Below are 19,175 nucleotides of genomic sequence, written 5' to 3' on the forward strand. Positions count from 1 at the left end.
GGCGGGAGGACGAGCCGGCAATCGGGCTTTTTCAGCGCGACCGGTTCCGGTTCGGACCCTGAGTTTGGCAGGGTGCGTTAGACCGAAGGTCGTAACGCACCGTTGCCGCCGTCCTCGCTGACGATCACGCGACAGCAGGTGTTGGAAGCCCGGTGCCTTATACCGCTTTGCGGCTCAGGGGACTCTACGGCTCCGTCGATTCGGACACCGCAGTGCTTGATGAAACCGCCTCGGCCTCTTGCAAGGCATTGAGGGGTTGTTGATTGAAAGTCAAGCATTTGGCGTAACTACTTGTGTTTGTAAGTTACGCTGCGACTTAACCATCCCGTTACTGTTTGGGGATGTCAAATGTTAAGCAGGAATTTGCGAAAAGGTTACGCGAGGCGATGGAGCGGCTGCATTACACGCCCACGCCTGCCGTGCTGGAGCGCGAGTTCAATCAACGTTATTGGGGCAAAGGCGTCACCCTGCATGGGGTGAGACGCTGGCTGCGTGGCGAGGCTTTGCCGACCCAGGACAAGCTGGTCGTGCTGGCCGAATGGCTGGGCATGACGCCGCAGGAGTTACGCTACGGTGATGAAGTGGTTAAGCGGATCGAGAGCCGGCGGCGGCGCTGGGCGCCTGAGCTGGTCTATGGCGAGCGCGAAACCCTGGACGCCTTTCTCGGTCTGCCACCGCCGCAGCGGCGGGTGGTGCGGGAAGTGATCCTGGCCTTTGCCCGCGCCTATGGCGAAGCCCCGGAGCCCGACGAGGCCGAATCCTGAAGCCCAGACGACGCCTGGGCCGCCACCCGCAGCCAGCACCACAGCGTGACGGCCAGCACAGCGAAACCGGCTAGCTGCCAGGCCGGTGCAAGCGCGCTGCTCAACGCCAGCCATAAGCCGATTCCCCCCAGACGTGCCCATTCGAGCGCGGCATAGGGCGGGCGTCGTTCCAGTAGTCCACCGATGATCCACAGCGTCAATCCCAAGGCCGCGCCATAGGCGATATTGGCCATCTGGCCGCGCGCCGCCACTCCGGCCAGAAAATGCAGTCCGGCCAGATAGGCCAAAGCAAACTGCCACAGCAGATAGCGAGCCAACCCGGCCGGCAAGGGCGGATCGTACTTGGCGTGCAGCCGTGGATCGTCGAGGCGCTTGCTGTCTGCCAGATCAGCCGGCAACCAGCCCGGCGCCCGCCACCACAAGCGCCAGCGATCGCCCCAGCGCCGCGTGGCACGGCTGAGCCGGATCAGCTCGCAGTAATAGTGCAGATTGGCCCACAGTGGATTCCAACTGCGCAAAGGACTGCGAATGCCGTAAATCACCGGCTCTTCCGCCAGCTCCGGCTGGAAGGTACCGAATAACCTGTCCCATAGCATGCTGATGCCGCCGAAATTGCGATCGAGGTAGCGATCATTGCTCCCATGATGGACACGATGGTTCGAGGGCGAAGAAAACCAACGGTCGAACCAGCCAAGACTGCCGATATGGCGCGTGTGAATCCAGAACTGGTACAGCAGATTGATGGTGGCGGCGCTCAGATAGACCGTCAGCGGCACTCCGCACAAAGCCAGCGGCAGATAGAAGACCCAGCCCAGCAGCCAGGTACTGCCACTCTGGCGCAGCGCGGTCGAGAGGTTGTATTCCTCGCTTTGATGGTGGACCACATGAGCCGCCCACAGAATATTCACCTGATGACCCAGCCGGTGATGCCAGTAGTACAGAAAGTCATAGCCAATCAGCGCCAGCAGCCAGGTGCCCCAATGGTCGGCTGGCAGCGACCAGGGTAGCGATTGCTGGATCAACCAATAAGCCAACACCATCAACCCACCGGTAAACACCCCCAGACCCGTCGACAGCACGCCCAGGCTGATGCTGCTGATGGCGTCGTTGATCCGGTAGCCGTCGCGACCACGGTAATGGGCTGCCAGCAGTTCAAGGCCGATCAGCACGACAAACAGCGGAGCCGCGTAGGCGATCAGTTGGTGATCCATGGCTGGGAGAGGGGACAGGAGATAAGCGGATGCTAGTCTGGATTGAGTGATCCAGTGATGATTTTCTGCATTTTGCATTATCTCAATATGTTAGAAGCCATAACTTTAAGATGTTTTTCTGCTATAAAAGAAAAACCCAAATAAAACTTGTAAGGGACGAAAAATGCCAAATTTCGATTATCGGTTTCTTTCTGTTGATGTTGTTGAGCAGAAAATTGCACAGTTAGAAGATAGGTTGGGGAAAGTTAAGAAATCTATTAATGATCAGGGGCTGCTTCAATCTTCTATCGCTGTGCAGGAAGTATGTAAGGAGTCTGCAAGGTTTATTGAGGAGCTGGCAGATTTGATAAAAGATAGATTGCATCAAATGGCTTGTGATGGTGCATATGATAATCTCTCGTCTATGGAGGTGGAGGCTGGCTTTCAACGAGAATTTCTTCAGGTGGTTGAGGATGTAAAATTGATAGCAAAAGATTTTACAAGGGAGATGGCGGCCTCGCTTAAAAATGAAGAGACTACGAGATGGCATGAGTTGGAAGGGCTGATTCAAAAATCTTTGCAGGGGTTGACTTGCGGAAATAAAAATTAATTCTTGAGACGGTGGAGGTAATAAGGGGGATGAGTTTTCGGGGTGGCGAATATGTGTATGCAATAATTTTTTGGTTTTCATATAAATTTTTATTTCTGATGGCCTGTTGATGCCGGTACCACTCTCACTATAGTGGAGAGGGACGGGAGGATGCGATGCGTTATCTTTTGCTGGCCATCTTGATGCTGTATTCGGTATTGGGGCTTGGGGCGAGCCAGGGGCCGAGTCGGCCTTTTGTGTTCGACTCGGGGGTGCCGGCGCAGCGTGGCAAGACCGTGGTCTATATCGCCGAGGATTTACGCAACGGCGGCATCGCCGGCGTGATGCGCGGAATGCGCGAAGCGGTGGCGGCCATCGGCTGGCGGCTTTATGTGGTCGATGCCCAAGGCAGCGACAGTGGCCGCCATGCCGCCTTCGACGAAGCCCTGGCGCTGCATCCCGACGGCGTGGTGATCGGTGGTATGGACGCCGTACGCTACGCCGACGCCATCGCCCGTTTCGAGGATCGCCCGGTCATCGGCTGGCACGCCGGCCCCAATCCCGGCCCGATTGCCGGCACACCGGTCCGCTTCAACGTCACCACCGATACCGACCAGGTGGCCCGGATGGCTGCCAATGCGGCCGTGGTCCATTCGCGTGGCCGGGCTGGGGTGGTGATCTTCACCGATTCCAACTTTGCCATCGCCACGCGCAAGACCCAATTGATGGCTGCGGTGATCAAACGTTGCCCAGAATGCGTCCTGCTCGAAATCCGCGATATCGCCATCTCGCAAAGCCATCTGGAAACCCCCACTGCCGTGCGCGAACTGCTGGCGCGTCATGGTGAGCGCTGGACCCATAGCCTTGCCATCAACGACATCTACTTCGATCATGCCGAACAGGTCTTCGCCAGCGCCAAATTGCCGCTCTATGGCCGGATTTCCTGCATCTCGGCCGGCGACGGCAGCGCCTCGGCCTATCAGCGCATCCGTCTGCATCGTTACCAGACGGCGACGGTCTCCGAACCGCTCAACTTCCAAGGCTGGCAGATCGTCGATGAACTGAACCGACTATTTGCCAACCGTCCCCCGAGCGGTTACGTCACCCCTGCCAAACTGATCACTTTCAGCAATATCAACCGCGACGGCGGCCGCCAATCGCATTACGACCCGGAAAATGGCTATCGACAGGCATATCGGGAGATGTGGAGGCGCCAGGAGAGAGTGGAGATGAGTAAATAAGGCAGGTTTTTCAGGCCTGTATTGGAAAGAGAGTAGTGAGTGGGAATTCGATTGAATCTGTATCTGAATAAGCTGAACGATCTGCAATCGCTCTTTTTGCTCTATGCGGAAGACTTTTATGGCTGGTATGCAGCCAATCGACAGGAATACCCTGGAGAATTTGACGCCCAGGTATTGCCACTCTTGGAAAGCATCCTGGCGGACAAATCGGGAAAATTGCATAGGAAAACTCCGGAGGAGGCTCGGATTCTGGACCGGGCTGTGACAGATTTCTGGTTTTGCTATTGCGCGAGCCTGGAGCCCTCCGAAGTGAAAGTGGTGGAAGGCGGCTTCTATGCTTGGCGCTGCCACGACGCACGGGAAATCATCGAAAAATATGCCTCTCGCACGATGCTGCAACGATGGGATTGGATGATAGAAGGCAGAACGCTGGCACAGACCACGTTCGACCATCAGTTTGTTTCGCCTGAAGATTATCTGTGCTGGATCGGTTATTGGACGCCCGAGGAAATCGCCAGCTTGAATGCTGAAATGAAGAAAGTGCGGGAAATGATGAGCGAGGCTGAGTACGAGATGCACCAAATACCGATTGACTGTGTTCAGCGGGCGTTGGGAGTGGCCTTGGAAAGTCGGATGGGATTGATACTGGACGTTAGCTGAAAAAGAGCGCGTCCGTTGCACAACCAAAAAGGGCCGGTGACTTGCCGGCCCTTTTTGGATTTTTCGTATCGGCTTAGACGATATCGAGGTGATCGAGCCCGGCCAGGATGTCCTTGCCCTTGGCTTCCTTCGATTCGAGCTTGATCTTGAGACGCAGGTCGTTGACCGAGTCGGCGTTTCTGAGGGCGTCTTCGTAGCTGATCTTGCCGGCCTCGTACAGGTCGAACAGTGCTTGGTCGAAGGTCTGCATGCCCAGTTCGCGGCTCTTCGACATGATTTCCTTGATCTCGTGCACATCGCCCTTGAAGATCAGGTCGGAAATCAGCGGCGAGTTGAGCAGCACTTCGACCGCAGCCGCCCGACCTTTGCCCGAACGGTGCGGGATCAGCCGCTGCGACACCAGCGACTTCAGGTTCAGCGACAGGTCCATCAGCAGCTGGGCGCGCCGCTCTTCCGGGAAGAAGTTGATGATACGGTCAAGTGCCTGGTTGGCCGAGTTGGCGTGCAGGGTGGCCATACACAAGTGACCGGTTTCCGAGAAGGCGATCGCGTAGTCCATGGTTTCGCGGTCGCGGATCTCACCGATCAGAATCACATCGGGCGCCTGACGCAGCGTGTTCTTCAGGGCGGCATGCCAGGAGTCGGTATCGACCCCGACCTCGCGCTGGGTCACGATGCAGTTGCGGTGCTCGTGCACATATTCGACCGGGTCTTCGATGGTGATGATATGGCCGTAGCTGTTTTCGTTACGGAAACCGATCATCGCCGCCAGCGAGGTTGACTTACCCGAACCGGTACCGCCGACGAAAATCACCAGACCGCGTTTGGTGAGTGCCACGTCCTTGAGTACCGGCGGCAGGCCCAGATCGTCGAACTTGGGAATCTCGGTGGTGATGGTCCGCAATACCAGGCCGATCCGGCCCTGCTGCACAAAGGCATTGGCACGGAAGCGGCCGATGCCGCCCGGGCTGATGGCGAAGTTGCATTCCTTGGTGGCTTCGAACTCTTCGGCCTGACGGTCGTTCATCACCGCCCGGGCCAGTTCCTTGGTGTGCTGGCTGTTGAGGATCTGGCTCGACACCGGGGTCATCTTGCCGTCGATCTTCATCGCAGGTGGAAAATCGGCGGTCAAAAACAAGTCCGACGCGTTCTTGGCCCGCATCAGCCGCAGCAGGTCGTGCATGAATTTGGTTGCCTGTTCCTTTTCCATCTCGCTTCCTTTCGTCAGACTCCGCCGGGCACGGCGGGCGTCGGTGCAATGGGACGGCGCGCCAACCCCATCGAGGGTGGGCGCGCCGGTGGGCTGCGGCGGGAGGCAATGCCCGCCGAAGCGTGCTTACTTGAAGTTGTCCGGATTCATCGCCTTGCCGCGCGCCTCGCCGGCCGAAATCACATTGCGGCGCACCAGCTCGGTCAGACACTGGTCAAGCGTCTGCATCCCGTATTGCTGGCCGGTCTGGATCGCCGAATACATCTGCGCCACCTTGGCCTCGCGGATCAGGTTACGGATGGCCGGAATACCGATCATGATTTCATGTGCCGCGACCCGGCCGTTGCCGTCCTTGGTCTTGCACAGCGTCTGCGAAATCACCGCGCGCAGCGATTCCGACAGCATGGCCCGCACCATTTCCTTTTCCGCAGCCGGGAACACGTCGACGATACGGTCGATGGTCTTGGCGGCCGAGCTGGTGTGCAGCGTACCGAACACCAAGTGGCCGGTTTCGGCAGCGGTCAGCGCCAGACGGATGGTTTCGAGGTCTCGCATTTCGCCCACCAGGATCACATCGGGGTCTTCCCGCAGTGCCGCTTTGAGCGAGTTGGCGAACGACAGGGTATGCGGACCCACTTCGCGCTGGTTGATCAGACACTTCTTCGATTCATGCACGAATTCGATCGGGTCTTCCACGGTCAGAATATGACCGTACTCGTTTTCGTTGATGAAGTTGATCATGGCCGCCAGCGTGGTCGACTTGCCCGAACCGGTCGGACCCGTCACCAGCACGATGCCGCGCGGGTTTTGCGAAATATCTTTGAAAATCTTGGGGCAGTTCAGCTCTTCGAGCGTCAGCACCTTGGACGGAATGGTACGGAATACCGCACCGGCCCCCCGGTTCTGGACGAAGGCGTTGACCCGGAAGCGCGCCAGATTGGGAATCTCGAACGAGAAGTCGCATTCGAGCGTTTCCTCGTAGGTCTTGCGCTGGTGGTCGTTCATAATGTCGTACACCATATCGTGTACGTCCTTATGCTCCATCGGCGGCAGGTTGATACGCCGCACGTCGCCATGTACCCGGATCATTGGCGGCAAACCCGACGATAAGTGCAGATCGGATGCCTTGTTCTTGACCGAGAAGGCGAGGAGTTCGGAAATTTCCATCTTGTATAATCCTCCGCAGAGGCCGCGATTGGCGCGGCGATATTCCGAAAGCATTATGGATGGCAGAGCTCTATAAATCCAGACTGGCCGTGCTAGAACGCATCGATTCCGCCCTGTCGGCCGCCGGTCGGCCAGCCGGTGAATGCCGTTTATTGGCGGTGAGTAAGACCTTCCCGGCCGAAGCGGTACGACTTTGTCATGCGGCCGGCCAGCGCGCCTTCGGTGAGAACTATGTGCAGGAACTCGACGCCAAATCGGCCGAGCTGAGCGACCTGACCGACCTGGAATGGCACTTTATCGGTCCGCTGCAAAGCAATAAGACCCGTACCGTGGCCGAGCGGGCCCACTGGGTCCATTCGCTCGACCGGCTGAAGATCGCCGAGCGCCTGTCGGCCCAGCGCCCCGCGGCCCTGGAGCCCTTGCAGGTCTGCATCCAGGTCAATGTCTCGGGCGAAGCGAGCAAATCCGGCTGTGCGCCGGCCGAGCTGCCCGAGCTTGCCGCCGCCGTGGCGGCCTTGCCCCGATTACGGCTGCGCGGCCTGATGTGCATTCCCGAAGCCGACAGCGAGCCTGCGCAACTGCGGGCGCGCTTTGCCCAATTGCGCCGCTGCCGCGACCAGCTCAATCGCGACGGCCTGGCACTCGATACTTTGTCGATGGGCATGTCGTCCGACCTCGAACTGGCGATCCTCGAAGGTGCCACCATCGTTCGGGTCGGCACTGCCTTGTTTGGCCAGCGTGCCTATCCTGCCTGAGACCGGCATGTTCAATTTCCCTTCCGCCCTGACCGGGGCCTCCCTGAGTGATCTGGCGCGCTGGTTGCGCATCGAGGAAGGCGAGCGCTGCGATACGCTGTCGCTGGCTTCCGCCTGGGAGCGCATGCCCGAATCCTCCCCCAATCGTCTGGCCGTGCTGGGCGGCGCCGTCCTGGCCGTGCTGGTCGTGCTCGGATTCCTGCTCCAGGCGCTGTTCACGCGCCACTGGCTGGGACTGGTCCTAGCGCTGGCGGTGATCGCCGTCTGCGTCGGCGCGGCCTGGCGGGTGCGTTACTGGTTCTGGACCCCGGTGATCGCCGTCGGCGACGACGCCATCGCCCTGAGCTATCGCGGCTGGGGGGTGCCGGCCACGATTTCCGTCTCGTCTGCCGGGGTCTCGGCGCTGGTCTACCGGATGCGCGGCGGCCAGTTGTCGCGCCTGAGCCTACAGCACAGCGGCGGCGCGCTGGCCCTGCCGATCAGCGGCCACGCCGAACTCGACAAGCTCTATTTCAATCTGCTCAAACATCTGCTGCAAAAGCGCAAGCCGCTGCTCGATCTGACGGCGGCCGACAAACCGGAGGGGTGATCTGATGAAGGTGGTATTCATCGGCGGCGGCAATATGGCCGGCGCCATGCTGGGCGGACTGCTGGCACAAGGCTGGACCGCTGCCGAGCTGGGCGCGGTCGACCCCGACCCTGCCCGGCGGGCCCAACTGACGGCCGATTACGGCATCGCCACCTTCGATCCGGTCGAGCCGCTGCCGGCGGCGCCCACCGTGGTGCTGGCAGTCAAGCCGCAGCAGCTGGCCCAGGTGGCGCGTGCCCGTGCCGGCGAGCTGGCGGGGCGGCTGGTGATCAGTATCGCTGCCGGGGTGAGGATGGCCGACCTCGACCGCTGGCTCGACGGCGGCGCCCGCTTGATCCGGGTGATGCCCAATACCCCGGCGCTGGTGCGGGCCGGCATCAGCGGCGCCTGGCTCGGGCCGCGCGCCGATAGGTCGGACCGCGCCAGCGCCGACGCCTTGCTCGCGGCCATCGGCGACGTGGTCTGGGTCGAGCAGGAAGCGGATATCGATGCCGTCACCGCCATCTCCGGCTCCGGCCCCGCCTATGTGTTCTACCTGCTCGACGCCCTGACCGAAGCTGCCACTGCCCAGGGCTTTGCGGCGGAGACCGCGCGTCGGCTGGCTTACGCCACCTTCGACGGGGCGGTGCGGCTGGCCCAGGCCAGTCCCGAGTCGGCGGCGGTGCTGCGCCAGCGCGTGACCTCCAAAGGCGGCACTACCGAGGCTGCCCTGGCCCGGCTCGAAGCGCGCGAGGTGCGGGCGGCGATCGTGGAGGCGGCCGCTGCGGCGGCCAGCCGTGCCGCAGAGTTGGCCGATCAGCTGGGACAGTCCTAGCGGAAAAATAAGTGCTATTGCACTGCAAGTTGTAGCGCCATTTAGATTAAAAATATCTGATTTATTGCCATAGACTTACCGGACGGGCCTGGCTCGTCCGTCCATGCGTCGGTCGAGTCCAGCCCCGGCTTTCGCATGGACAGCCGTGCCAGCCGGGAACCGTCACGGCGCCGGCCGGTCGGTAGCGGGCCGGCGCGCGGCGCCCGGCGATCGAGAACAAGACCCAAGACGAGGACCCTCCGACCCATGTTCGCCGAAGCCTTGAGCTTTCTGATCCAGAGCATTGCCGCCTTTTTCATCCTCAATCTGCTGCTGCGCTTCTTCTTGCAGGTGGTGCGGGCGCCGTTTTCCCATCCCCTGGCCCAGTTCGTGGTCAAGCTGACCAATTTCATGGTGCTGCCGACCCGGCGCGTGCTGCCCAGCATCAAGGGCTATGACACGGCCAGCCTGCTGCTCGCCTGGCTGTTGGCCGTGCTGATGCATCTGCTGGTGCTGATGCTGTGGTCGTTCAATCCGGTCCATCTGGCCAATCCGGGTTTTCTGCTGGGATTGGCGGCGCTTGGCGTGCTTGAGCTGCTGCGCTGGGGCCTGACCATGCTGTTTGCGGTGCTGCTGGTGCAGGCGGTGCTGTCGTGGGTGAGTCCGTTCAATCCGCTGATGCCGCTGCTGGACGCCCTGACCCGGCGGGTCGTGGCGCCCTTGCAGCGGGTGTTGCCAAGGCTTGGCGGGATCGATCTGAGTTTTCTGGTGCTGATGCTGCTGGTCGATATGACCCAGCGCTTCTTCCTGAGTCCGCTGATCAATGAAGTGAAGCTCAACACCATGCTGGTGATGGGCGCATGAGCTGGTGGCAGCAGGAAGGCGAAGTGTTGACGCTGATGCTGTATATCCAGCCCGGCGCCAGAAAGACCGAGCCGGCCGGGCTGTTCGACGGCATGCTCAAGCTGCGGCTGGCGGCGCCGCCCGTGGAAGGCAAGGCCAATGCCGCGCTGCTGGCGTGGCTGGCCGGGCAGTTCCAGGTCGGGCGCAACCGGGTCAGTCTGCTGTCGGGCGAGACGTCGCGCCGCAAGCGGGTGCGGATCGAGGGCAGCGCCGTCGATCCGGCCAGCCTGTTATCCTGAGTGCCGTTGCGAATCCTCGAGCCGGGGCGGTTCGACCTGGGCCGGCTCGACCCGGACGAATTCGCCTTCGATCACCTGATCGTTCGGACGTGGCGGCAGGTTGTCCGAGGGCGACGGCCAGGGCAGCAGCAGCACCAGCGCCATCAGATCGCTCAGCGCGCCCGGAAAGATCAGCAAGAGCGCGGCCACCAGGCTGCGCGCCACCCAGAACATGCGGCGAAACGGTGCGCTGCCGTCGCGCAGGCTGCCCACGACGGCCCAGGCCGTGGCGGCGCGCCAGTTCTTCAGAATGGTGAAGCCGAGTACCGCCGCAGCAATCAGCCACAGAGCCGTCCACCAGCCGATCTGGCGGGCGAGCCAGAAGGCCGACAGCAGATCGGCCAGCGGCAGACAGAGCAGCGCAAAAATTATCCAGGGTAAGAATCTAGCCATGAGTCAATCCACAGAAGTGATCGTTGTTGTCTGCAACGCGCCCGACGAGGCGACGGCGCGGGCGCTCGCCAGCGCACTGGTCGAGCGGCGGCTGGCGGCGTGCGTCAATATCCTGCCTGCCGTGCAATCGGTATACCGCTGGCACGGTGAGATCGAGCAAGCAGGCGAATGGCCGCTGCTGATCAAGACCACCGTGTCGCGCTATGCCGAGGTCGAGACGCTATTGCGTGAGCGGCATCCTTATGAGCTGCCCGAGATTATCGCGCTGCCGCTGACGGCCGGCTTGCCTGGGTATCTCGATTGGGTCCGCACCCAGTCGGGCTTGGAGGGGCATTGAGATGCGCAAGTTTCTGTCCGTCTGGCTGCTCGCGCTCTGGGCCGTGCTGGCGCTGGCTGCCGATGAGTCCGAGCTGCTGGCGCCCGAAGTGGCCTTCCAGCACACGCTGACCCAGCGTGACGCCCGCACCGCCGTGGTGGTGTTCAAGGTGGCCGAAGGGTATTACCTCTATCGCGACCGTTTCAAGTTCTCGCTCGAACCCGCCGGTGAACTCAATGCCGAGCTGCCGCCCGGCAAGCTGAAAAAGGACGATTACTTCGGCGAGGTCGAAACCTACCGCAACAGCGTCGAGATCGTGCTGACGGCCTCGACGCCATTCCCGGCAGGGGCCAAGCTCAAGATGACCTCGCAGGGCTGTGCCGACGCCGGACTGTGCTATCCGCCGCAAACCGTCTCGCTGGCGCTTGCCAGTGCCGAGGCTGCGCGGCCGCCTGCCACCGCGCCTCCGGCATCGGGTCTTGATGCCGACAATCCCTTCCAGGGCAAGAGCCTGCCTGCCGTGCTGCTGGTGTTCTTCGTCGCCGGCCTGGGCCTCGCTTTCACCGCCTGCATGTATCCGCTGATTCCCATCGTCTCCAGCATCATCGTCGGCCAGGGTGCCCAGGTGGACAAGCGGCGGGGTTTCGTCCTGACCTTTGTCTATGTGCAGGGGATGGCCGTGGCCTATGCGCTGGCTGGGATCGCCGCTGCGCTGTCGGGTACGCTGCTATCGGCTGCGCTGCAACAGCCCTGGGTGCTCGGGGCGTTTGCGCTGTTCTTCGTGCTGATGGCGCTGTCGATGTTCGGTCTCTACGACCTGCAACTGCCGACTGCCTTGCAGTCGCGGCTCAACGACGCCTCCAACCGTCTTCCCGGTGGCCGCTGGCTGTCGGTGCTGGTGATGGGGGTGCTGTCGGCGCTGATCGTCGGTCCATGCGTGGCGCCGCCGCTTGCTGCGGCGCTTGGGTATATCGGGGCCAGCGGTGATGTGCTGCTGGGCGGCGCTGCGCTGTATGTGATGGCGCTGGGGATCGGTCTGCCGCTGATCGTGGTCGGGGTTGCGGGCGGTCATGTGCTGCCCAAGGCCGGGCCGTGGATGACCCGGGTCCGCAGTGTGTTCGGCGTGCTGATGCTGGCGCTGGCGCTGTGGATCGCCCGGCCGGTGCTCGACGACTGGATGGTGATGCTGGCCGTGGCGCTGCTGGCCATCGGTGCCGGTATCCAGCTGTCGGCGCTCGACCCATTGCCGACCCATGCCACGGGCTGGAAACGACTGTGGAAGTCGTTCGGCTTGGTGCTGGTGCTGGTCGGTGCGGCGCAGATGGTGGGACTGCTCGCCGGCAGCCGCGACCCGCTCCAGCCGCTCCGGGTGCTGGGCGGTGGCGGCGCGGTGGCGGCCGAGACCGGTCTGCCGTTCCAGAAGGTGCGCAGCGTGGCCGAACTCGATGCCGCCGTGGTGGCCGCAGCCGGTCGGCCGGTGATGCTCGACTTCTATGCCGACTGGTGTGTTTCCTGTCAGGAAATGGAACGCTTCACCTTTGCCGACCCGCGGGTGCGGCAAAGGCTCGCCGGTGCCGTGCTGCTGAAAGCCGATGTGACGGCCAACAACGTCGACGACAAGGCGCTGCTGGCCCGCTTCAAGCTGTACGGCCCGCCCGGCATTATCTTCTTTGATCGCAACGGCAAGCAGTTGGCCGAGCGGCTGGTCGGTTTCGAGAAGGCCGACCCCTTCCTGCAACGTCTCGATCGCGCCCTGGCGGGTTGATCCGCCCTGATCAATCAAGGAGCTTCTGTTCGATGAAACTCAATCTGCTCTACGCTGCGGTGGCTGCCCTGGCGCTATTGGGCGGCGCCGGTGTTGCCTGGTGGCAGCAGGCCGAGGCGGCGCCGCAGCCGGCGGTCAAGGCCAATGATTTCTGGAGCGCCCGTTTTACCGGTCTCGATGGCAAGCCGCAGTCGCTGGCGCAGTTCCGTGGCAAGCCATTGGTGGTCAATTTCTGGGCCAGCTGGTGCGCGCCCTGCCGGCAGGAGATGCCCGATTTCGTGGCGGTCCAGCGGGCGCGCGGCAATAAGGTGCAGGTGCTTGGCATCGCCATCGACAATAAGGCGGCGGTCGAGAAATTTCTCAAGGAAGTGCCGGTCAACTACCCGGTTCTGCTGGGCGAGCAGGACGCCATGGATCTGATGCGCGCCAACGGCAACCAATTCGGCGGGCTGCCGTTCACCCTGGTGTTCGACGCCCAGGGCAAGCAGGTGGCGACCCATGCCGGGCTGCTCCATCGCGATAAGCTTGAGCAGTATCTGAACGCGATCAAGTAAGCAAGGCACTCGCTTGGCGTCCGACTGGGCCGCACCAAGGGGGACACGCTGGATAGGCCCGCTCGACGGTTTGTCCACGCTCCTGATGCAGCCCAGGCTGCCCATCAAATAGACTGGCGGGAAAAATTCATTTTTGGATTTTTTCCGCCGTATTTCTTGCGGTTGCTTTGCTGATTATTTTCTATTGGTCGGCCTGTGTGGCTGCCGTCTCAGCCCGGGGTCATGATGACCTTGCGGCAGTCTTCCTCCTTCTCATCAAAGATCCGATAGCCATGCGCCGCCTGATCGAGCGGCAGCCGGTGGGTGATGATGACTTCGGGATTCAGACGACCTTCGAGAATATGTTCGAGCAGCAGGGGCATGAAGCGCTGCGTGTGGGTCTGGCCCATGCGGAAGCTCAGCCCTTTTTCAAAGGCGTCGCCAAACAGAAAACCATGCAGAAAACCGCTGTAGAGGCCGGGCACGCTGACCACCCCGCCACGCCGGGTGGCGGCGATCGCCTGGCGTAGCACCTTGCCGCTCGATCCTTCGAGCTTAAGGTCGGTCAGCACCGTCTCGACCATGCTGCCCTTGGCCTCGAAACCGACCGCGTCGATGCTGCAATCGACGCCACGGTAGTCGGTGGCTTCGATAATCCGCTCGGCCGGGTCGTCATCATTGTCGAAATTGATCGGCTCGACATCGTAGGTGGCCTGGGCAAAACCAAGCCGATAGGAATGATGGTCGATCATGAAAATCCGTTCGGCGCCGAGCAGCCGGGCGCAGGCAGCCGACATCATGCCGACCGGGCCGGCGCCGAAGATCGCCACGGTCGAGCCGGGCCCGACTTCGCCGTTGAGCACGGCCTGGTAGCCGGTCGGCAGGATGTCGGACAGAAACAGCACCCGCTCATCGGCCACCCCGTGCGGCAGCTTGAGCGGACCGACATTGGCGCGCGGCACCCGCACCAGCTCGGCCTGGCCGCCTGGATAGCCGCCGTAGAGATGGGTGTAGCCGAACATCCCGGCACCTGAGCGCACATTCTTGCGGTTCATGATCGCGCCGCGGCCCGGATTGGTGGTTTCGCAGGCCGAGTAGAGCGATTTGCGGCAGAAGAAGCATTCGCCGCAGGAAATGGTAAACGGCACCACCACCCGATCTCCGCGCACCAGCCGGGTCACTTCCGGGCCGACCTCTTCGACGATGCCCATAAATTCATGGCCCAGGATGTCGCCTTCCTTCATCTCGGGCATCTTGCCCCGGTAAAGATGCAGGTCGGAGCCGCAGATCGCGGTGGCCGTGACCCGCAAGATAATGTCGTCAGGTTGTTGCAGCACCGGATCGGGCATGGTTTCAACCCGTACATCGTGGGCGCCGTGATAAGTCAGGGCTTTCATAAGCTGGGCCTCCTCGGCTGGGTGGCGACGGCCTGGCCGTCGTTGGCGGGCGGGTTAGCGTGCTTGCAGCAGATGCAATGCCTGGATGGGCAATGGGGCGTGGAGAGGGCGCTGATGGTCTCTTCCAGACGCTGGCTAATCGCGGTTCACCTGGCAGCCGTCCAATCATTGTTCAGTCCCGAGCCGTCGATCGGTCGGCAACCACGAAGAGCGATCGGCGACGCAAGCGGCAAAGGCATTTTCGCGACGGCCGGGCCGGGGGCCTGGCTGTGTTGGGGCGCGCGGTGGGGGCAGGTTGTTGAGGTGGGGTTGCAAGTGGGGTTGGACGGTGCAATCGAGCGTTCGTCTGGTGGGACGGAGGGGGCGGTGGACGCAGGTTCAGGAACGGCTGGACGCAAGGCGGGCTGCGTGGTGGGGCGGGATCGAAGGAAAGCGGGGGCTGACGTCTTTGGACGGTTGCTGTCGATGAGGGCAGTCCGGACGGCTGTGTAATTCTTGCTGGTGGGCGTGTAGTGGCTGCAAGGGCCAGTCGGGGGGCGGAGCGCGAAAGCCAGTGTTGACTTTGTTTGCCGAGCCGGCGCACTGCTTGCATGGCGGGCGCTGCGGCCCCCGCTGGCGGTAAAATCCGCTAAAATCCAGCCTCTAACCCGCTCTCCCTCGTCACGGCGACCTTCAATGACCACCCTGCTCAAGCTGCGCGGCGGCGTCGCGCTTTCACGCTTTCGTCTAGATAAGTTGCTCGCCGGCCTGCATAGTGCCGGTATTGATCATCTCGATCCCTATGCCGAATTCTGGCATTTCATCGAACTGTCGGCACCGCTCGACGAGGCCGAAGCGGCCAAACTCGACCGCCTGCTCAACTACGGCAGCCCCGCCGATCCTGCCCGGGCCTGCGGTACCATGCTGGTGGTCACGCCCCGGGTCGGCACGATTTCCCCCTGGTCTTCCAAAGCCACCGATATCGTCCGCCTGTGCGGCCTTGACAAGGTGGTACGGATCGAACGCGGCATGGCGCTCTACGCCGGCCGCGACCTGCCAGACCATGAGCGGGCCCAGCTCGCCAGCGCCGCCCATGACCGCATGACCGAACAGGTCTGGCCGGACTTCTCCGCGATGGACACCCTGTTCCGCCAGGTCATGCCGCAGCCGCTTGCCGGCGTCGATCTGCTGGGTGGCGGCCGTGCCGCGCTCGAAGCCGCCAACCGCGAGATGGGCCTGGCGCTGTCTGAAGACGAGATCGACTATCTCGACGAGAATTTCCGCAAGCTCGGCCGCAATCCGCACGACATCGAACTGATGATGTTCGCCCAGGCCAATTCCGAGCATTGCCGCCATAAGATCTTCAATGCCGATTTCGTGATCGACGGCGAGGCACGCGCCAAATCGCTGTTCGGCATGATCCGCGACACCCACGCCGCCCATCCTGAAGGCACGGTGGTGGCCTATGCCGACAATGCCTCGGTGATCGAAGGCGCTGAAATCGAGCGTTTCCACCCGGCCGGCGCCGACCACCACTACAGCTACCGCCAGCGGCCGACCCATATCCTGATGAAGGTCGAGACCCACAACCATCCCACCGCCATTTCCCCGTTCCCGGGCGCGGCGACCGGGGCGGGCGGTGAAATCCGCGACGAAGGCGCCACCGGGCGTGGTTCGCGGCCCAAGGCAGGGTTGGCGGGCTTTTCGGTATCGAACCTCAATATTCCGGGCTTCGAGCAGCCGTGGGAGCGCTATAGCGACGAGCGGTCCGAATACGGCCGGCCGCAGCGCATCGTGTCGGCGCTGCAAATCATGCTCGACGGCCCGATTGGCGCGGCGGCCTTCAATAACGAATTCGGCCGGCCCAATCTGAGCGGCTATTTCCGCACCTTCGAAGAAAGCCTCCATGGCGAAGTGCGCGGCTATCACAAGCCCATCATGATCGCCGGCGGCCTTGGCAATATCGATGCCGACCATGTCGGCAAGCACGAACTGCCCGAAGGCGCACTGATCGTGGTGCTGGGCGGCCCGGGCATGCTGATCGGCCTGGGCGGCGGTGCCGCTTCGTCGATGGATACCGGCGCCAATGCCGCCGACCTCGATTTCGACTCGGTGCAGCGCGGCAACCCCGAAATCCAGCGCCGCGCCCAGGAAGTGATCGACCGCTGCTGGCAACTGGGCGAGGCCAACCCGATTCTGAGCATCCACGACGTCGGCGCCGGTGGCCTGTCCAATGCGTTGCCTGAGCTGGTGCACGGCTCGGCGCGCGGCGCCCGTTTCAATCTGCGCGATATCCATATCGAAGAGAAGGGCATGTCGCCCATGCAGATCTGGTGCAATGAATCGCAGGAACGCTACGTTCTGGCGATCGCTGCCGCCGATCTCGACACCTTCCGCGCCCTGTGCGAGCGCGAGCGCTGCCCGTTTGCCGTGGTCGGCACGGCCACGCTCGAGCAGCGGCTCGAAGTGGCCGATGCCCATTTCGGCAACAAGCCGGTCGATATGCCGATGGACGTGCTGCTCGGCAAGCCGCCGCGGATGCGCCGCGACGTCAACCGGCTGCTGCGCGACAACCCGATCTTCGACTCCTCGCCGCTCGACCTCAAGGATGCCGCCTACCGCGTGCTGCGTCTGCCGGCGGTGGCCGACAAGAGTTTCCTGATCCATATCGGCGACCGCACCGTGGGCGGCCTGACTGCGCGCGACCAGATGGTCGGTCCGTGGCAGGTGCCGGTGGCCGATGTGGCCGTCACCACCATGGGCTTCAATACCTACCGTGGCGAAGCGATGGCGATGGGCGAGCGCTCGCCGCTGGCGCTGATCTCGGCGCCCGCGTCGGGCCGGATGGCCATCGGTGAGGCGCTGACCAATCTGGCCGCGGCACCGATTGCCCAATTGAGCGACGTCAAGCTGTCGGCCAACTGGATGGCCGCAGCGGGTCATCCGGGTGAAGACGCCAATCTGTACGACACGGTCGAAGCCGTGCGCGACCTGAGCATCGGTCTTGGCATCAGCATCCCGGTCGGTAAAGACAGCCTGTCGATGAAGACGGTATGGCAGGACGAGGGCGAGCAGCGCGCCGTGGTGGCGCCGCTGAGCCTGGTGGTGTCGGCCTTTGCCCCGGTGACCGATGTGCGGCGTACCCTGACGCCGCAACTGCGTACCGATTGTGGCGATACCGACCTGATCCTGGTCGATCTGGGCAATGGCAAATGCCGGCTGTCCGGTTCTGCCCTGGCGCAGGTCTACAAGCAGGTCGGCAGCCAAGGCCCCGATCTGGTCGACGCCGGCACGCTGCGCGCCTTCTTCGAGACTACCCAGAAACTCAACAGCGAAGGTCGCCTGCTGGCCTATCACGACCGCTCCGACGGCGGTCTGCTGGTGACGCTCGCTGAGATGATGTTCGCCGGCCATACCGGGGTGACGCTCGATATCGACGAGCTGTGCATCGAGCGCCGCCGCAATCAGCGCGAATACGGCGAAATCACCCCCGAACAGGTCGAGCGGGCCGAGAACGGCCGCATGATGGGCGTGCTGTTCAACGAAGAGCTGGGCGCGGTGCTGCAAGTCCGCCGCAGCGATACGCCGACCGTGATGGCGGCCTTCTTCGCCGCCGGCATCCGCAGTCAGCTCCATGTGATCGGTACGCTCAACGACGACGACCGCTTCAAGATCAAGAAGCGCAACCGTCTGGTATTCAACGAGCAGCGCGTGGAGATGCACCGCGCCTGGTCCGAAACCAGCCATCGCCTGCAGAGGCTGCGCGACAACCCGGCCAGCGCCGATTCGGAATACGCCCAGCTGTCCGACCGCCATGCGCGCGGCCTGTATGTCGATCTGCGCTTCGACCCGGCCGACGATGTGGCCGCGCCCTATATCAAGACCGGGGTACGGCCGCGCATCGCGATTCTGCGCGAGCAGGGCGTCAACGGTCAGATCGAGATGGCCGCAGCGTTCGACCGGGCCGGTTTTGCGGCGGTCGATGTGCATATGTCCGATATCCTGAGCGGCCGGATCGATCTGGCCGACTTCAAGGGTTTCGCCGCCTGCGGTGGTTTCAGCTACGGCGACGTGCTGGGCGCCGGCCAGGGCTGGGCCAAGTCGATCCTGTTCAATGCCCGCGCCCGCGATCAGTTCGCCGACTTCTTTGCCCGCGCAGACAGCTTTGCGCTTGGAGTGTGCAACGGCTGCCAGATGATGTCGGGCCTGGCCGAGATGATCCCCGGTGCCGAGCACTGGCCGACCTTCCAGCGCAATGCGTCCGAACAGTTCGAGGCGCGGCTCAGCATGGTCGAAGTGCCGCGCAGCCCCTCGCTGTTCCTGGCCGATATGGCCGGCTCGAAGCTGCCGGTGGTGGTGTCGCACGGCGAAGGCCGGGCGGCGTTCGCCCAGCCGGCGCAGCGCCGGGCGGCCTTGATCGCGCTCCGTTACGTCGATGGCCGTGGTCAGGCCACCGAAGTCTACCCGCTCAACCCGAACGGTTCGCCCGACGGTCTGGCCGGGGTGACCACGCCCGATGGCCGCTTCACGATCATGATGCCGCACCCGGAACGGGTCTTCCGTACCGTGCAGAACTCCTGGCACCCGCAGAACTGGGGCGAGGATGGCGCCTGGCTGCGGATGTTCCGCAACGCGCGCAAGTGGCTGGGCTAA

The 19,175-nt window shown here is 62.7% G+C and carries 18 protein-coding genes; 13 read left to right on the plus strand and 5 right to left on the minus strand.

What is annotated here, in order from left to right; all coding sequences use genetic code 11:
* Window positions 1-386: 386 nt before the first annotated feature.
* Window positions 387-764 carry a hypothetical protein gene (locus tag ACFOW7_RS19145; protein WP_378167418.1) on the plus strand — a complete coding sequence of 126 codons (378 nt, stop codon included), beginning with the start codon at window positions 387-389 and terminating at the stop codon, window positions 762-764.
* On the opposite strand, the gene ACFOW7_RS19150 is transcribed toward ACFOW7_RS19145, so the two are convergent.
* On the minus strand, window positions 725-1,975 hold the full coding sequence (locus ACFOW7_RS19150) for a sterol desaturase family protein (protein WP_378167420.1): 1,251 nt from the start codon (window positions 1,973-1,975) through the stop codon (window positions 725-727). The two genes, ACFOW7_RS19145 and ACFOW7_RS19150, sit on opposite strands and share 40 nt — an antisense overlap.
* Window positions 1,976-2,138: 163 nt before the next feature.
* Here ACFOW7_RS19150 and ACFOW7_RS19155 point away from each other — a divergent pair, with 163 nt between their 5' ends.
* The 3 genes from ACFOW7_RS19155 to ACFOW7_RS19165 all read left to right on the plus strand — a co-directional run bounded on the left by ACFOW7_RS19155 (window position 2,139) and on the right by ACFOW7_RS19165 (window position 4,444).
* Window positions 2,139-2,564, plus strand: coding sequence for a hypothetical protein (locus tag ACFOW7_RS19155; protein WP_378167422.1), 426 nt, complete (start codon window positions 2,139-2,141; stop codon window positions 2,562-2,564).
* 155 nt (window positions 2,565-2,719) lie between these two features.
* Window positions 2,720-3,784 carry a substrate-binding domain-containing protein gene (locus tag ACFOW7_RS19160; RefSeq protein WP_378167424.1) on the plus strand — a complete coding sequence of 355 codons (1,065 nt, stop codon included), beginning with the start codon at window positions 2,720-2,722 and terminating at the stop codon, window positions 3,782-3,784.
* Window positions 3,785-3,835: 51 nt separating this feature from the next.
* A complete protein-coding gene (locus tag ACFOW7_RS19165; protein WP_378167426.1) occupies window positions 3,836-4,444 on the plus strand; it encodes a hypothetical protein in 609 nt (202 codons plus the stop codon).
* A gap of 73 nt (window positions 4,445-4,517) precedes the next feature.
* On the opposite strand, the gene ACFOW7_RS19170 is transcribed toward ACFOW7_RS19165, so the two are convergent.
* Together ACFOW7_RS19170 and ACFOW7_RS19175 are read right to left on the minus strand one after the other, a co-directional pair.
* The gene (locus tag ACFOW7_RS19170; RefSeq protein WP_378167428.1) at window positions 4,518-5,654 is read right to left on the minus strand and encodes a PilT/PilU family type 4a pilus ATPase; all 1,137 of its coding nucleotides are present in this window, start codon (window positions 5,652-5,654) and stop codon (window positions 4,518-4,520) included.
* Window positions 5,655-5,780: 126 nt separating this feature from the next.
* Window positions 5,781-6,821 carry a type IV pilus twitching motility protein PilT gene (locus ACFOW7_RS19175; protein ID WP_378167431.1) on the minus strand — a complete coding sequence of 347 codons (1,041 nt, stop codon included), beginning with the start codon at window positions 6,819-6,821 and terminating at the stop codon, window positions 5,781-5,783.
* A 59-nt stretch (window positions 6,822-6,880) separates the two neighbouring features.
* On the opposite strand from ACFOW7_RS19175, the gene ACFOW7_RS19180 reads away from it, so the two are divergent.
* The 5 genes from ACFOW7_RS19180 to ACFOW7_RS19200 all read left to right on the plus strand — a co-directional run bounded on the left by ACFOW7_RS19180 (window position 6,881) and on the right by ACFOW7_RS19200 (window position 10,100).
* Window positions 6,881-7,576 (plus strand): YggS family pyridoxal phosphate-dependent enzyme, encoded by a 696-nt coding sequence (locus tag ACFOW7_RS19180; RefSeq protein ID WP_378167433.1) that lies wholly within the window; start codon window positions 6,881-6,883, stop codon window positions 7,574-7,576.
* A 7-nt stretch (window positions 7,577-7,583) separates the two neighbouring features.
* Entirely contained in the window at window positions 7,584-8,165 is a 582-nt protein-coding gene (locus ACFOW7_RS19185; protein WP_378167435.1) for a hypothetical protein, read from the plus strand.
* A gap of 4 nt (window positions 8,166-8,169) precedes the next feature.
* Complete coding sequence (proC, locus tag ACFOW7_RS19190) at window positions 8,170-8,979, plus strand: pyrroline-5-carboxylate reductase (RefSeq protein WP_378167437.1); 810 nt, start codon at window positions 8,170-8,172, stop codon at window positions 8,977-8,979.
* Window positions 8,980-9,225: 246 nt separating this feature from the next.
* Window positions 9,226-9,822: a YggT family protein gene (locus tag ACFOW7_RS19195; RefSeq protein WP_378167439.1), complete on the plus strand. Its 597-nt coding sequence runs from the start codon at window positions 9,226-9,228 to the stop codon at window positions 9,820-9,822.
* Window positions 9,819-10,100 (plus strand): DUF167 family protein, encoded by a 282-nt coding sequence (locus tag ACFOW7_RS19200; protein ID WP_378167441.1) that lies wholly within the window; start codon window positions 9,819-9,821, stop codon window positions 10,098-10,100. Before ACFOW7_RS19195 ends, ACFOW7_RS19200 begins: the two co-directional genes overlap by 4 nt.
* Here the strand turns inward: ACFOW7_RS19200 and ACFOW7_RS19205 are convergent.
* The gene (locus tag ACFOW7_RS19205; protein ID WP_378167443.1) at window positions 10,092-10,532 is read right to left on the minus strand and encodes an FxsA family protein; all 441 of its coding nucleotides are present in this window, start codon (window positions 10,530-10,532) and stop codon (window positions 10,092-10,094) included. The genes ACFOW7_RS19200 and ACFOW7_RS19205 overlap by 9 nt on opposite strands.
* Here ACFOW7_RS19205 and cutA point away from each other — a divergent pair.
* The 3 genes from cutA to ACFOW7_RS19220 are packed head-to-tail and all read left to right on the plus strand — an operon-like array spanning window position 10,531 to window position 13,167.
* Window positions 10,531-10,869, plus strand: a complete 339-nt coding sequence (gene cutA / locus ACFOW7_RS19210; protein WP_378167445.1) for a divalent-cation tolerance protein CutA — start codon at window positions 10,531-10,533, stop codon at window positions 10,867-10,869. The two genes, ACFOW7_RS19205 and cutA, sit on opposite strands and share 2 nt — an antisense overlap.
* 1 nt (window position 10,870) lies before the next feature.
* Window positions 10,871-12,613, plus strand: coding sequence for a protein-disulfide reductase DsbD (gene dsbD, locus ACFOW7_RS19215; RefSeq protein ID WP_378167447.1), 1,743 nt, complete (start codon window positions 10,871-10,873; stop codon window positions 12,611-12,613).
* Window positions 12,614-12,645: 32 nt separating this feature from the next.
* A complete protein-coding gene (locus tag ACFOW7_RS19220; RefSeq protein ID WP_378167449.1) occupies window positions 12,646-13,167 on the plus strand; it encodes a TlpA family protein disulfide reductase in 522 nt (173 codons plus the stop codon).
* A gap of 209 nt (window positions 13,168-13,376) precedes the next feature.
* Here ACFOW7_RS19220 and ACFOW7_RS19225 read toward each other — a convergent pair whose 3' ends face one another.
* Entirely contained in the window at window positions 13,377-14,543 is a 1,167-nt protein-coding gene (locus tag ACFOW7_RS19225; protein ID WP_378167453.1) for a zinc-dependent alcohol dehydrogenase, read from the minus strand.
* A gap of 675 nt (window positions 14,544-15,218) precedes the next feature.
* Between ACFOW7_RS19225 and purL the strand changes: the two genes are divergently transcribed.
* On the plus strand, window positions 15,219-19,175 hold the full coding sequence (purL, locus tag ACFOW7_RS19230) for a phosphoribosylformylglycinamidine synthase (protein ID WP_378167455.1): 3,957 nt from the start codon (window positions 15,219-15,221) through the stop codon (window positions 19,173-19,175).

Source organism: Chitinimonas lacunae (assembly GCF_042650885.1).
Taxonomy (GTDB): domain Bacteria; phylum Pseudomonadota; class Gammaproteobacteria; order Burkholderiales; family Chitinimonadaceae; genus Chitinimonas_A; species Chitinimonas_A lacunae.

Coding starts and splice junctions, on each gene's coding strand:
- ACFOW7_RS19145 (WP_378167418.1), top strand. CDS start 387: ATGGAGCGGCTGCATTACACGCCCACGCCTGCCGTGCTGGAGCGCGAG.
- ACFOW7_RS19150 (WP_378167420.1), bottom strand. CDS start 1,975: ATGGATCACCAACTGATCGCCTACGCGGCTCCGCTGTTTGTCGTGCTG.
- ACFOW7_RS19155 (WP_378167422.1), top strand. CDS start 2,139: ATGCCAAATTTCGATTATCGGTTTCTTTCTGTTGATGTTGTTGAGCAG.
- ACFOW7_RS19160 (WP_378167424.1), top strand. CDS start 2,720: ATGCGTTATCTTTTGCTGGCCATCTTGATGCTGTATTCGGTATTGGGG.
- ACFOW7_RS19170 (WP_378167428.1), bottom strand. CDS start 5,654: ATGGAAAAGGAACAGGCAACCAAATTCATGCACGACCTGCTGCGGCTG.
- ACFOW7_RS19175 (WP_378167431.1), bottom strand. CDS start 6,821: ATGGAAATTTCCGAACTCCTCGCCTTCTCGGTCAAGAACAAGGCATCC.
- ACFOW7_RS19180 (WP_378167433.1), top strand. CDS start 6,881: ATGGCAGAGCTCTATAAATCCAGACTGGCCGTGCTAGAACGCATCGAT.
- ACFOW7_RS19185 (WP_378167435.1), top strand. CDS start 7,584: ATGTTCAATTTCCCTTCCGCCCTGACCGGGGCCTCCCTGAGTGATCTG.
- proC (WP_378167437.1), top strand. CDS start 8,170: ATGAAGGTGGTATTCATCGGCGGCGGCAATATGGCCGGCGCCATGCTG.
- ACFOW7_RS19195 (WP_378167439.1), top strand. CDS start 9,226: ATGTTCGCCGAAGCCTTGAGCTTTCTGATCCAGAGCATTGCCGCCTTT.
- ACFOW7_RS19200 (WP_378167441.1), top strand. CDS start 9,819: ATGAGCTGGTGGCAGCAGGAAGGCGAAGTGTTGACGCTGATGCTGTAT.
- cutA (WP_378167445.1), top strand. CDS start 10,531: ATGAGTCAATCCACAGAAGTGATCGTTGTTGTCTGCAACGCGCCCGAC.
- ACFOW7_RS19205 (WP_378167443.1), bottom strand. CDS start 10,532: ATGGCTAGATTCTTACCCTGGATAATTTTTGCGCTGCTCTGTCTGCCG.
- dsbD (WP_378167447.1), top strand. CDS start 10,871: ATGCGCAAGTTTCTGTCCGTCTGGCTGCTCGCGCTCTGGGCCGTGCTG.
- ACFOW7_RS19220 (WP_378167449.1), top strand. CDS start 12,646: ATGAAACTCAATCTGCTCTACGCTGCGGTGGCTGCCCTGGCGCTATTG.
- ACFOW7_RS19225 (WP_378167453.1), bottom strand. CDS start 14,543: ATGAAAGCCCTGACTTATCACGGCGCCCACGATGTACGGGTTGAAACC.
- purL (WP_378167455.1), top strand. CDS start 15,219: ATGACCACCCTGCTCAAGCTGCGCGGCGGCGTCGCGCTTTCACGCTTT.